General features: G+C 61.4%; 15 protein-coding genes. 8 read left to right on the top strand and 7 right to left on the bottom strand.

Features of this window, described 5'->3' with window-relative positions; all coding sequences use genetic code 11:
• Window positions 1-68 precede the first annotated feature (68 nt).
• Complete coding sequence (locus AC0L14_RS15020; RefSeq protein ID WP_473749992.1) at window positions 69-1,196, top strand: ATP-dependent DNA helicase; 1,128 nt, start codon at window positions 69-71, stop codon at window positions 1,194-1,196.
• A gap of 27 nt (window positions 1,197-1,223) precedes the next feature.
• Here the strand turns inward: AC0L14_RS15020 and AC0L14_RS15025 are convergent, their stop codons facing one another.
• Window positions 1,224-1,628 (bottom strand): SpoIIAA family protein, encoded by a 405-nt coding sequence (locus AC0L14_RS15025; RefSeq protein WP_473526618.1) that lies wholly within the window; start codon window positions 1,626-1,628, stop codon window positions 1,224-1,226.
• A gap of 112 nt (window positions 1,629-1,740) precedes the next feature.
• Between AC0L14_RS15025 and AC0L14_RS15030 the strand changes: the two genes are divergently transcribed.
• Complete coding sequence (locus AC0L14_RS15030) at window positions 1,741-2,481, top strand: pyridoxine 5'-phosphate synthase (protein WP_473749966.1); 741 nt, start codon at window positions 1,741-1,743, stop codon at window positions 2,479-2,481.
• 103 nt (window positions 2,482-2,584) lie between these two features.
• Window positions 2,585-4,504, top strand: coding sequence for a potassium transporter Kup (locus AC0L14_RS15035; protein WP_473749967.1), 1,920 nt, complete (start codon window positions 2,585-2,587; stop codon window positions 4,502-4,504).
• Window positions 4,505-4,558: 54 nt separating this feature from the next.
• On the opposite strand, the gene AC0L14_RS15040 is transcribed toward AC0L14_RS15035, so the two are convergent.
• Entirely contained in the window at window positions 4,559-5,449 is an 891-nt protein-coding gene (locus tag AC0L14_RS15040; protein WP_473485311.1) for an SDR family oxidoreductase, read from the bottom strand.
• A gap of 136 nt (window positions 5,450-5,585) precedes the next feature.
• Here AC0L14_RS15040 and AC0L14_RS15045 point away from each other — a divergent pair, with 136 nt between their 5' ends.
• Window positions 5,586-5,996 (top strand): winged helix-turn-helix transcriptional regulator, encoded by a 411-nt coding sequence (locus AC0L14_RS15045; RefSeq protein WP_473749968.1) that lies wholly within the window; start codon window positions 5,586-5,588, stop codon window positions 5,994-5,996.
• Window positions 5,997-6,103: 107 nt separating this feature from the next.
• Here AC0L14_RS15045 and AC0L14_RS15050 read toward each other — a convergent pair whose 3' ends face one another.
• Both AC0L14_RS15050 and AC0L14_RS15055 read right to left on the bottom strand, forming a co-directional pair.
• Window positions 6,104-6,814 carry a glutathione S-transferase family protein gene (locus AC0L14_RS15050; protein ID WP_473485313.1) on the bottom strand — a complete coding sequence of 237 codons (711 nt, stop codon included), beginning with the start codon at window positions 6,812-6,814 and terminating at the stop codon, window positions 6,104-6,106.
• 1 nt (window position 6,815) lies between these two features.
• Window positions 6,816-7,121 (bottom strand): Rieske (2Fe-2S) protein, encoded by a 306-nt coding sequence (locus AC0L14_RS15055; protein WP_473526623.1) that lies wholly within the window; start codon window positions 7,119-7,121, stop codon window positions 6,816-6,818.
• Window positions 7,122-7,218: 97 nt separating this feature from the next.
• On the opposite strand from AC0L14_RS15055, the gene AC0L14_RS15060 reads away from it, so the two are divergent.
• Window positions 7,219-7,677 carry a MarR family winged helix-turn-helix transcriptional regulator gene (locus AC0L14_RS15060; protein WP_473526624.1) on the top strand — a complete coding sequence of 153 codons (459 nt, stop codon included), beginning with the start codon at window positions 7,219-7,221 and terminating at the stop codon, window positions 7,675-7,677.
• 37 nt (window positions 7,678-7,714) lie between these two features.
• On the opposite strand, the gene AC0L14_RS15065 is transcribed toward AC0L14_RS15060, so the two are convergent.
• The gene (locus AC0L14_RS15065; protein ID WP_473526625.1) at window positions 7,715-7,990 is read right to left on the bottom strand and encodes an anthrone oxygenase family protein; all 276 of its coding nucleotides are present in this window, start codon (window positions 7,988-7,990) and stop codon (window positions 7,715-7,717) included.
• Between the two features lie 107 nt (window positions 7,991-8,097).
• On the opposite strand from AC0L14_RS15065, the gene AC0L14_RS15070 reads away from it, so the two are divergent.
• The 3 genes from AC0L14_RS15070 (at window position 8,098) to AC0L14_RS15080 (ending at window position 11,143) form a co-directional block, all read left to right on the top strand.
• Window positions 8,098-8,790, top strand: a complete 693-nt coding sequence (locus tag AC0L14_RS15070) for a TetR/AcrR family transcriptional regulator (RefSeq protein WP_473485317.1) — start codon at window positions 8,098-8,100, stop codon at window positions 8,788-8,790.
• 100 nt (window positions 8,791-8,890) lie between these two features.
• Window positions 8,891-9,910: a ketol-acid reductoisomerase gene (ilvC, locus tag AC0L14_RS15075; RefSeq protein WP_258123577.1), complete on the top strand. Its 1,020-nt coding sequence runs from the start codon at window positions 8,891-8,893 to the stop codon at window positions 9,908-9,910.
• Window positions 9,911-10,162: 252 nt separating this feature from the next.
• Window positions 10,163-11,143: a DUF3592 domain-containing protein gene (locus AC0L14_RS15080; RefSeq protein ID WP_473526626.1), complete on the top strand. Its 981-nt coding sequence runs from the start codon at window positions 10,163-10,165 to the stop codon at window positions 11,141-11,143.
• Window positions 11,144-11,196: 53 nt separating this feature from the next.
• On the opposite strand, the gene AC0L14_RS15085 is transcribed toward AC0L14_RS15080, so the two are convergent.
• A complete protein-coding gene (locus tag AC0L14_RS15085; RefSeq protein WP_123151893.1) occupies window positions 11,197-11,481 on the bottom strand; it encodes a PilZ domain-containing protein in 285 nt (94 codons plus the stop codon).
• A gap of 202 nt (window positions 11,482-11,683) precedes the next feature.
• The gene (locus AC0L14_RS15090) at window positions 11,684-12,319 is read right to left on the bottom strand and encodes a BA14K family protein (RefSeq protein ID WP_473749969.1); all 636 of its coding nucleotides are present in this window, start codon (window positions 12,317-12,319) and stop codon (window positions 11,684-11,686) included.
• Window positions 12,320-12,423 lie beyond the last annotated feature (104 nt).

A 12,423-nucleotide genomic window follows, 5' to 3' on the forward strand; every position in this document is an offset into this window, starting at 1 on the left:
GCTGCCGACGAACTTGGTTAATGGCCGTCGGCCTTGTCTTTCCCTCGCGAATCCGGTCTCTCGCGCTGATGGAATTCTCTCCTCAACAGGACGACGCGCTGAAAGCCGTCGCCACCTGGCTCAAGGCCGGAAAGCCGCAGCTCTTCCGGCTGTTCGGCTATGCCGGCACGGGCAAGACGACGCTGGCGCGCTATTTCGCCGAGCATGTCGACGGCCAGGTGCAGTTCGCTGCCTTCACCGGCAAGGCGGCGCAGGTGCTGCGTTCCAAGGGCGCGGTCAATGCCCGCACCATCCATTCGCTGATCTACCGGCCGAAGGGCGAGGAATCGGTGGCGGACGAGGTGACCGGCAAGACCTTGATATCGCCGACCTTTTCGCTCAACCGGCAGAGCCCGATCTCGCGGGCGAAGCTCGTGGTCATCGATGAATGTTCGATGGTCGACGAGCAGCTCGGCCGCGACCTGATGAGTTTCGGCACGCCGATCCTCGTTCTCGGCGATCCCGGCCAGTTGCCGCCGATCTCGGGCGGCGGCTTCTTCACCGACCATGAGCCGGATATTCTGCTCACCGAGATCCACCGGCAGGCGCGCGACAACCCGATCATCCGGCTGGCGCTCGACGTCCGCGAGGGTCGCGAATTCATGCGCGGCGATTATGGCACGGCGCAGGTGATCGGCAAGGAAGACGTCACCCAGGAACTGGTGCTGAAGGCGGACCAGGTGCTGGTCGGCACCAACAGGACGCGGCGTCGCTATAATCAGCGGCTGCGCGAGCTGAAAGGGTTCAATGCCGACTACCCTCAGGCCGGCGACAAGCTCGTCTGCCTGCGTAACGACCCGGCCAAGGGATTGCTCAACGGCTCGCTGTGGAAGGTGATGACCTCGTCGCGCGAGACGGTGAAACCCGGCATCAATTTACTGGTCTCACCGGAGGAGGACGATCCGGACCGCGGCGTTGCCAAGATCAAGCTGCTCAAAGCGGCGTTCGAGGACCCTGACGCCGATATTCCCTGGCAGCAGAAAAAGCGCTTCGACAATTTCGACTATGGCTACGCGCTGACGGTGCACAAGGCGCAAGGCTCGCAGTGGAACGAGATCGTGCTTTTCGACGAAAGCTGGGCATTCAAGGAAACCCGCCAGCGCTGGCTCTACACCGCAATCACGCGCGCGGCCGAACGGCTGACGATTGTCAGATAGGCGGATCGAGCCAGGACTGTGACTGCGTCAGCGTGGCGCAAGCGGTCTGGCGCCGAGCCATTCCCAGGCGGATGCTTCGTCCTCTGCCCCGAAATGCCTGAGCTCGACGGGCAGGGAAGCAGGCAGCAAAGCCTGCGCGTCCGGTACCCAGTTCGGCTCGCCGACCGCAGCGCAGCGGCCGACATGCTCCACGGCATGGGCCGTGCCCTGTTCAAGCGTTTCGTCCGACACATCGACCCAATCGACGCCATCATGGTCGATCAGGCGCACCAGCACGTCGATTTTCGGGTGCAGCGCGTAAGCCGCCTCCAGCAAACCGAACAGGTTTTCCGCATCGGCCGCCGTGACATGGCCGACGACGTCGATGGCGAACAGGTCGTCGCGGTCGGTGTCGATGCGGCGAACCGCCGGCACGGCTTCAAGATAATTCACGGGTCTTCCTCTTGCTGGATATTATACGTCCCTCTGGAACACCGGAAACCCCCTGTCTGTTCCCGCCAAAGGCGGTATAGATGGCCGCAAATACATCCGGACCCGAGAAGCCATGCCTGCAAAACTCTCCGTCAATCTCAATGCCATCGCCATGCTGCGCAACCGGCGCGACCTGCCGTGGCCAAGCGTCACCGGGCTCGGACGCATCGCACTTGCCGCGGGCGCGCATGGGCTGACAGTGCATCCGCGGCCCGACGAACGGCACACCAGGCATTCCGACCTGCCGGAGATCAGGGCGCTGATCGACGATGAATTCCCCGAGGCAGAGTTCAACATCGAGGGTTATCCCAGCAAGGATTTCCTGGCGCTTGTGGAAAAGCACCAGCCGGAGCAGGTGACGCTGGTGCCCGACGACCCTGCCCAGGCAACCTCCGACCATGGCTGGAACTTCGCCGCCGAGGCGGCGTTCCTGACACCGATCGTCAAGCGCCTGAAAAAGGGAGGCTTTCGCGTGTCGCTGTTTTCCGACCCGGATCCGGCAGGCATGAAGGCCGCGCGCGACACCGGCGCCGACCGGATCGAGCTCTATACGGGTCCATATGGCAGCTATCATTCCGATTCTGCAAAAGCGGCGAAAGAGCTGGAAAGATTGGGAAAAACCGCGGATGCCGCGCTTGCCGCCGGGCTTCAGGTCAATGCCGGCCATGATCTGGTGGTGACCAACCTGCCGGCATTGGCAAAGCGCATCCCGGCTTTGGCCGAAGTGTCGATCGGACATGGGTTGACAGCCGATGCGTTGGAGTATGGCATGGCCGGTACGTGCAAAAGATTTCTGAAGGCCTGTGGGTGGTAGGGATGGAAGCCTCGCTTTGCGGACATGGCAGCCATCACGTTGGGGCACTTGATATTGCATCGCAGCAAGCGTAGAGCACCGCCCGCTTATCGGAGTGTCGTCCATGGCCCTTACCAACAGTGGTAGTGAGGCAGAACCAGTCGAACAATCAAGCCATCCTGAGGTTGAACAGCACAGCACCAAGGTTCTGATGCTGGGTGCGCTCGGCGTGGTCTATGGCGATATCGGCACCAGCCCGATCTATGCGTTTCGCGAGGCGTTGCGCGCTTCGGCTGGCGGCAACGTTGCCGACCGCGGCCATATCCTTGGCGTGCTTTCGCTGATCATCTGGTCGCTGATGATAACCGTCACCGTCAAATACATCATGTTCGTGCTGCGCGCCGACAACCGGGGCGAGGGCGGCACGCTGTCTCTGATGGCGTTGGCACGCGGCAGCTTTCCGGCACACTCGGCGGCGATCCTCGGCATCGGCATCGTCGGCGCGGCTCTATTTTTCGGCGACGCAGTCATCACCCCGGCAATTTCAGTGCTATCGGCGGTCGAGGGCATGAACGTTGTCACCCCTACCTTCCAGCCCTATGTCGTGCCGCTGACACTGGTCATTCTGGCGATCCTGTTTGCGGTCCAGCGGTTCGGAACCGGCGGCGTGGGATTGGTGTTCGGGCCCGTTACCGCGCTGTGGTTCCTGGCCATCGGTCTTTCCGGCCTCAACCACATCATGGATGACCCGGAAATCCTGCTGGCAATCAGCCCGCATTATATCGTGTCATTCCTGGTCAACTCGCCCGAAGTTGCCTTCGTCACGGTTGGTGCGGTCTTTCTCGCCGTCACCGGCGCCGAGGCGCTCTACGCCGATCTCGGCCATTTCGGGCGCAACCCGATCGTGCTTGCCTGGCTGGCGGTAGTGTTTCCTTGCCTGTTGCTCAACTATGTCGGGCAAGGCGCCTTCGTGCTGGCGAATGGCGGTGTCGTCGGTCATCCCTTCTTCGAGATGAACGAAGGCTGGATGCTTATCCCGATGGTGGTGCTGGCGACGGCGGCGACCGTGATCGCCAGCCAGGCGGTGATCTCCGGCGCCTTCTCGCTGACCAGGCAAGCAGTACAGCTCAACATGCTGCCGCGTTTCGTGATCCTGCATACGTCGGAAAAACAGTCGGGCCAAATCTACCTGCCGCGCGTCAACCTGCTGCTGGCGCTGGTGGTGATGCTGCTGGTGGTCGGCTTCGGCGAATCCAGTAGACTGGCCTCGGCTTACGGTATTTCGGTGACCGGCAACATGCTGGTGACGAACATACTGCTTTTTGTCGTCATGACGCGCATCTGGAAATGGCCGCTCGCCGTCGCGATCGCCTTGATGGCGGTGTTCGTCTTCATCGATACCGGCTTCTTTGCAGCCAACATCGTCAAGGTATTCGAAGGCGGCTGGGCCTCGCTTGCCATTGCCGCAGTGATCGTGATGACCATGTGGACTTGGATAAGAGGCACCAGGTATCTGTTCGACAAGACCCGCAGGAATGAGATCCCGCTCGATTTCCTTGCCGGCAATTTGTTGAAGAAGAAGCCGCAGCTGGTGTCCGGTACGGCCGTGTTTCTGACCAGCGATCCCGCCAGTGCGCCGACCGCGCTGATGCACAGCCTGAAGCATTATAAGGTGCTGCACGAACAGAACGTCATCCTCTCGGTGGTGACGGCGCAGCAGCCCATGGTGCCCGATAGCGAGCGGGTCAAGATGGAAACGATCAACGAGCTGTTCATGCGGGTGACGCTGACCTTCGGCTACATGGAACAGCCAAACATCCCGCGCGCGCTGGCGATCTGCCGCAAGCAGGGCTGGAAGTTCGACATCATGACGACCTCCTTCTTCCTGTCGCGGCGCTCGCTCAAGGCGTCACCCAATTCCGGCATGCCGGTGTGGCAGGACAAGCTGTTCATCGGGTTGGCGCGCACGGCAGCGGATGCGACCGAGTATTTCCAGATTCCGACCGGACGTGTGGTCGAGATCGGGACGCAGGTAGCAATCTAGAAAAAGGCCGTGCCCTGTCGAAGGGCACGGCCGTTGTCGGAACCTTCGCGGCGTTCAGCCGGCCAGAGCTGACTTGTTCGCCTCGAGGAAATGCCTCAACGATTTCGGCTTTTTGCCTGAAAGTGTCTCGATCGCGTCGGTCACCATGGCGATCCGCCCGGAGCGCGTGTTGGTGTCGAAGGAAGTGACGACGGGGGCAAAACCTTCGGGAACGCCGGCAGCCTTCAGGCCCTCGGTCAACGCCTCATCCGAAAGCTGAACGACCTCGATGGGCTTGCCGGTGACGTCGGTCACCAGGGTCGCGATCTCGGCGACAGTGTAGGCCTGCGGACCCGTCAGCGTGTATGTGGTGCTTTCAGTAGCGCCCGAGGCAAGGCCGGCGGCGATCGCCGCGGCCATGTCGTCACGAGCGCCATGGGCGATGCGGCCGTCGGCCGCCGATGTGTACCACTGCCCCGAGGCAATGGCGTGCGGCAGCGACATGAACAGGTTCTCCTGATACCAGCCGTTGCGGAAAATCGTGTAGGGGATGGCGCTCGCCTTGATAGCCTGCTCGGTACCGTAGTGATCGCCCGCAAACAGCACCGGCGATCCCGGCTCCGGATTGGGCATCGAGGTGTAGAGCAGATGTGAAACGCCGGCCTTTTTGGCAGCTGCGACTGCATTCTCGTGCTGCTTGAGGCGCTTGCCCCCAAGGTCGATCTCGCCGGTCGAGATGATCAGGACCCTGCCGGCGCCCTTGAATGCCTCGACGAGCGACACCGTGTCATCGAAATCGGCTTGCCTGATGGCAACGCCGCGCGTCGCCAGGTCGGCGAGGTTTTCCGGATTACGGGTGGCGGCGATGATGCGTGCGGGCGGAACCTTGAGCGTGTCCAGCAGATGATGGATGACGCCGCGGCCGAGCTGGCCGGAGGCGCCGGTGACGAGAAGGGTTTCGGTCATGGGAAGTCCTGTCGTTGCGCCGGGGCGGCGGGTGCTTATATAAGTCTCAAAAAGAGACCAGCACTAAAATAGGAATTGATCTATCCTCGTAAAGAAGGCAGTTTTGCGGGAGGTAGGCAGGCGCAGGGAACCAGCGATGGACAGCAAAATCGCTAGTCTGAGATCGAAACTCGAGATTTATAAAGCGGGCAGCGGCGGGGCCAACATTGCGGACTGTCCGGTCCGCGATGTGATCCAAGGCATCAGCAACAAATGGAGTTCGCTGCTGATGATGGCGCTCGCAGAAAAGCCGTACCGGTTCGGCGAATTGCGGCGGCTGGTACCCGACATTTCACAGCGCATGCTCACCCAGACGCTGCGCGATTTGCAGCGCGACGGCTACGTCCATCGCGAGGTGTTCCCGACCAAGCCGCCGAGCGTCGAATACAGTCTGACCGATCTCGGACGCTCGATGTTCGGACCCCTGCACCAGCTGCTCCAGTGGGCCGAGCTCAATCATGGCGCTGTGCGCGACGCGCGGAACGCATTCGACGCTACCGAGACCTAACCATCAGTGCTGGAGTGGCAACGCCAAGCGCGACGGCTTGATTGGCGATACCGCTGAAGGATCGATGGTGGCTGGAACCGCGGTCGATCCGTTCAGGCGGATCGGTATCAAGGAAGGGCGGTGGCCGCCTCGTAGCAGCGGGTGAGGTTCGAAAGATGTGAACCCTTCGCTTGCAGGAATGCATGAAGGCGCTGTGGGTAATCCGGGGCGACAGCGTTCTTCACCGACTTGCGTTCGTGCAATCCCTTCCGCCAGGCCTCGACACGCGGCTTTCCGCTCAGGATGCCGAACTCGCCGATCCGATCGAAGGCGTCGAAATAGCGGAAGATTGGTCCATAGACAGCATCGACCAGTGAAAAGCGCTCGCCGGCAAACCATGGCCCAGCTCGGCCAGCCGTCAGTTCTATTTCGAGACGATCGAACATTGCCGACAGACCTTCGCTTTCGGCAAGGAAGGCGACCTCGGTCGGTGCGGAATAGAGTCGACCGATTGCGTTGAGGATGGCCGAGCCGAACTCGATCCAGGCGCGATGCCGTGCGCGGGCCAGCGGGTCGGCAGGGTGGAGTGGGTTGGCCAGCGTTTCCTCAAGGAATTCGAGGATGACCGCCGATTCGAAGATCGCGGTTTCCTCGCCATTCTGCTGCACGCGCAGCAGCGGTACCTTGCCGAGCGGCGATATCGCCTTGAACCAGGCCGGCTTGTTGGCGAGATCGATGGTGAGGCGTTCGAACGGCACGTCCTTTTCGGCGAGCGAAATCGCCGCGCGCTGCACATAGGGACATAGGGGATGGCTGACGAGAGCGAGCTTGTCGGTCATTTCATTCTCCCCAGACATAGTTCAACGCGCCGTCCTCGACGCGGGTGGAGAGGAACATGAGACGGGAGCCTTTGGACGCCGGGCCTTCGACCCGATCCCCGCTCGCCATGTCGAACGAGGCGCCATGCCACTGGCAGACCAGCTTGCCGTCCTTGCAGTCGAGCGGCCCACCGAAATGCAGGCAGACATTGGCGGCGGCGCGGATACGCTCGCCGCTGCGGTAGACATGGACTTCGCGGCCGAAGAATGGAGCGATCAGGCTGCCCGTCTCCGGGATGTCGGCGACCTTGCAGATTTCATGTTTCATGGCAGTACTCCGATATCAATGCAATTGCATTTATATAGATGCATTTGCATCGATCGTCAAGCTTGATGCAATTGCATCTATCGCCTATGCTGCAACCATGACGGAGCAGACCAACCCTTCGCCGGCGGCCATCAAGGCCTGGGCGCGCCTGATGCGCGTTTCGCGTCAGCTGGTGGAAAGAGCCGAAGACGCGCTGAAGGACGCTGGCTTACCGCCGCTTGCCTGGTACGATGTGCTGCATGAGCTTGCCGAAGCCGGCGAGGGCGGCTTGCGGCCATTCCAGCTGATCGAGCGCACCCTGTTTGCGCAATACAACATCTCCCGGCTGCTGGCGCGGCTCGAAGCGGACGGGCTGGTCGAGAAGCTCAGGGTTGCCGATGACGGGCGAGGACAGACCATCCGCATTACTGAGAAAGGGCGTGAGACGCGCCGCCACATGTGGGCCGTCTACGGACAATCGATCGCGGAACTGGTCGGTGCCAAGCTTTCCAATGAAGACCTGGAAACCTTGTCGGCTCTGCTTGGGCGGCTGCGTCATCCGGCCATGCTGGAGTGATGTGGCCCATTGGCGCTGAAGATCGGTTGCGGCGACGTCAGGCACTTCCCCGGAGGAACGCCAGTGCCGCCAGCACGCCAAGCATGACGCGAACCAGGTGCAGATTGCCCCATTTGACGATCAACGCCCGGGCCTGCGGATTGGTGCCGGCCGCGTCCATCGCCTCCAGCAATCGGTTTGTCGGCATCATTGCGATCAGCGTCCATGGCCAGGGCAGGATGATCAACACCGCCCCGATGAGATAGGCGAGACTACCGGTCTGCCACCAGGCAACGACACCAAGAACACATGCGATGACGGCTATCGACGTCAAAAAGCGGAGATAGGGCTTGCACCGGGTCCGACAATACATCATAGACATGCCGAACCGTAACGTACGGTACGGCCCTGGCTGCCGCCGTTATCGAGCAGGAAAACAGCTTGTTGCAGGCAACCGTCGACATCGACAACGGCGAAGCGCTGACGGAGCGGCAGAAAGCCGTGCTCGATGCCGCACTTCGCCTGCTGGTCGAGGAGGGCGATCAGTTGACCATGACCGCCGTGGCGCGGCGGGCGAGCTGTTCCAAGGAAACGCTCTACAAATGGTTCGGCGATCGCGACGGGCTGTTGACGGCAACGGTGCAATGGCAGGCCTCGAAGGTGCGCGTGCCGCCGGTCGACGGCAAGGGGCTTACCCTTGCTTCGCTGACGGTGAGCCTCGCACGCTTCGCTTCGGACTGGCTCAAGGTGATTTCGAGCGACACCTCGATCGCGCTGAACCGCGTCGCCATTGGCCGTGCTGGCTCGGGGAACGACGATCTTGGCGCCATCGTGCTGGAGAACGGCCGCTTCGCGCTGGCCAGGCGCCTGAAGCCGGTGCTGGAGGCCGGCCGGCAGGCCGGGCTTCTCGAGTTCTCCGATGCCGAAGCGGCATTCCGCACCTTTTTCGGGCTGGTCGCCCGTGACGTGCAGATTCGCCTTCTGCTCGGCGACCGGCTGGAAATGACTGATGCGGCGATCGGCGGCGATGCCGTCCGGGCGACGCAGCAGTTTCTCGCTCTTTATGGAGCAAAAACCGGGCCGCAAGGCCCCCTAGAGCCGGATGATTTCAGGTCAAGTCGACCTGAAATCTGAATCCGGCTCTAAATCAAAGAGATAGAGCATGATGTCGTCCGAAAACCGCTTCACACTTTTCGGCATCATGCTCTGAATTCAAAAACGGGAAGGAAGAAAAATGCGTGTCTATTACGATCGCGACGCCGATCTCAATCTGATCAAGGGCAAGAAGGTCGCCATCATCGGCTATGGCAGCCAAGGCAGGGCGCATGCGCTCAATCTCAAGGATTCCGGCGTTAAGGATATCGCCATCGGCCTCAAGGCCGGATCGGCGACCGCCCAAAAAGTCGAGGCCGACGGGCTCAAGGTGATGAGCGTGGCGGAGGCTGCCAAATGGGCCGACCTGATGATGATGGCGACGCCAGACGAGTTGCAGGCCGACATCTACAAATCCGAGATCGCGCCGAACATCCGCGACGGCGCGGCGATCGCCTTCGCCCACGGCCTCAACGTGCACTTTGGCCTGATCGAGCCGAAGGCCTCGGTCGACGTCGTCATGATTGCGCCGAAGGGGCCGGGCCACACGGTGCGCGGCGAATACCAGAAGGGCGGCGGCGTGCCGTGCCTGGTCGCGGTCAACCAGGACGCTTCGGGCAATGCGCTCGATCTCGCTCTGTCCTACGCTTGCGGTGTCGGCGGCGGCCGTTCGGGCATCATCGAGACCAATTTCCGCGAGGAATGCGAAACCGACCTATTTGGCGAGCAGGTTGTGCTGTGCGGCGGTCTGGTCGAACTGATCCGCGCCGGTTTCGAGACGCTGGTGGAAGCCGGCTACGCGCCGGAAATGGCCTATTTCGAGTGCCTGCACGAGGTCAAGCTGATCGTCGACCTGATCTATGAGGGCGGCATCGCCAACATGAACTACTCGATCTCGAACACCGCCGAATGGGGCGAATATGTTTCGGGCCCGCGCATCATCACCGCCGACACCAAGGCCGAGATGAAGCGCGTGCTGAAGGACATCCAGACCGGAAAGTTCACCTCGGAATGGATGCAGGAATACCGCGCCGGCATGTCGCGCTTCAAGGGCATCCGCCGCAACAACGACAGCCACCAGATCGAGGAAGTCGGCGCCAAGCTGCGCGCGATGATGCCGTGGATTTCTAAGAACAAGCTGGTAGACAAGGCCAAGAACTGATCGAAATCCACGTTCGTTTCCTTGCGCGTCCTCGGGCTTCGCCCTGTGGGCGCGCGGGAGATTTCGAAGAACAGGCTGGTCGACAAGGCCAAGAATTAATTCACGATTTTATCAATGCTCAGAAAAGCCGGCGGAGCGTTCCGCCGGCTTTTTTCACATCAATGGCTGGTGATCTCGCCGGTATTTGAAAAGACGCGGTATGCTCGCTGCCGTGGTATGCATGCGCAGGCATGCGTTGCCGAGGGGGCAGATTTGGAACTCAAACTTCTGTTGGTCGGGTTCGCCTGCGTGGTCGCCGGCATGCTGACCGTTGTCACACTGTTGAAGTGCAGAGAGGTGAGGGCGGTCAGCCGCTGGTTTCCGACTCCTGGAAAGATCCTCTCGTCACGAGTGGAGGCTCGCGAAGTGACCAGTTCGGGATCCGGCTCGGGACGCAGAGGTTCAACCGAGACTCGAAGCTTCCCGGCGATCACCTTCGAGTACAAGGTGGGCGGGAAAACGTTCCGCAGTTCGCGCTATAGCGTGCAGGAGAATGTCGGAAACTTCGCCGTTCCCGAAACCCTTGCGCGGTTTCCCAAGGGAGCCGACGTAACCGTTTTCTACGACCCGTCCGATCCGGCCGAGGCCGTGATCGAGCGCACCATGCCCGACGGCGCCCTCAAGTTTATGATCCAGCTTTCGGCGGGGCTGGTGATTGGCGCCATGGTGTTGGTCTTCTCCGTCGGCGGCGTCCTGGAGGCGATCAGGCCGCATTTGCCCAAGCCGCAGAACCTCGGCGCGGGGGCCCTGCTGCTTGTGATGGGGCTATTTACCTTGCGCATGCGCTTTGCCCAGAAGTCGCTAGCGGAACAGGCGGCCAGATGGCCTGTCACCACGGGACGCATCGACGCATCGGGCCTGCAGAAATTCCAGATCCGCGACAGGTTGAAGGACGGTGGGTACCGGCCTTGGCGAACGGTCTTCAAATCCCGCGTCGTCTATAGCTATAGCGTCGCCGGCCAGCGCTATGCCTCCGACCGCGTCGCTTTCGGCTCGAACCTGACGGCCTCGCTGCCAGGCCTCGTCAGCGGTCAATCGCAGCGCTACCTCCAGGGCGACAAGGTCGAGGTCCACTACGATCCCGCCAATCCCGCTGCGGCCGTTCTCGACTGCAGGGTGCGGGGACTTTGGGTCCTGTGGGTCTCCGCCTCTGTCTTCCTTGCCGGGGCCGCACTGCTCGTCGGGGTATTCTAGGAGATTTTCTCTCCTAACTTCGTCGACTGCTCAGAGGACGCGGTTCGGGGGATTTAGCCGTAGTGCCAGTGGGGCTTTGGCTCGGTGCCGGTGAACATGATGCCGATGCGGTCCTCGCGGCGCCAGCGGACCACTGCCTTGTAGGCGATGCCGTCGGTCGGCACATAGAGCAGGAATTCGTCGGGCACGCGAGCATCGATCGAGACCTTCAGTTCGGCGCCGCCGTCATGCATGTTGCGCACCGTGCACGTGACCTCGGACCTGGTCATGCCGGTCAGGATCGTCGCGCCCTTGAAGACGCGCTGCCTGCGTTTGTCCCGGTGTTCGTCTTCAGCCATCGCGCGCCAATCCCCGGCGATCGTCGCATTTCATGTGGTGCGATCGGCAAGATAACTAGCCCTGCCGGATAAACATAGCGTTATCGTCGGCGGCGAAACGATTTCGCGGTGCCCTGGCCGGACAAAGAACAGTTCAGAAGAAGGCTGAGCCAGTCGGAAACGGCGCCGCGAGGGGCGGCGCCGTCTGGAATGCATCAGTCGATCAGCGATAGGGCGACCAGCATTGCCGGCGCGGGCCGTTATAGGGTTGGAACGTGTTGTCCCAGGTGCGATACGACCGGTAACGATTGTAGCACCAGCGGACATGGGCGCTCGAATAGTAACCGTTGTTGTAGTAGCCCCGGTTGTAGTAGCCCTGGTTGTAGTAGCCCTGGTTGTAGTAGCCCTGGTACAGGCTGCCAAGGCCGAACCCAAGGCCCAAACCGAGAATCGCGGCGGCGGCGTCGTCGTCGTCGTCGTCGTCGTAGTAATGGCCGTAATAGCCGCCACCGTAGTACCGGCCGTAATGGCCGCCACCGTAGTACCGGCCACCATTATGGCGCCAGTGCCGCCCACCGTTCCAGTTGCGGCGCCAGTGCCGCCCACCGTTCCAGTTGCCACGGTTCCAATTACCACGGTTCCAGCTCCGGGCTCCTGAGAAATTACGGCCACGCATCCAGACATTATTATTGCCGCCAGCCCAGCCATCGCGCACCGGCACGATTTCGCGTGCCGCGGCAGCAGTTGGGAGCGGGACGTCAGGCTGAATGGGCCCGGCCATGGAAGGCGCCGAGAGGCCGGAAACAAGACCCAAGGCCAACATGCCCGATCGAATGGTAGTCAAAAAGAGCGGTTTCATTTCACTCTCCGAAGATTCAGGCCCCATGCTCAGAGTAACCCTAATCATGGACCTTTGCGTCTGAACGGAAGATGAACGGAAAGGTTCCATTAACCATGATTGGG

Source organism: Mesorhizobium sp. WSM4841 (assembly GCF_055811515.1).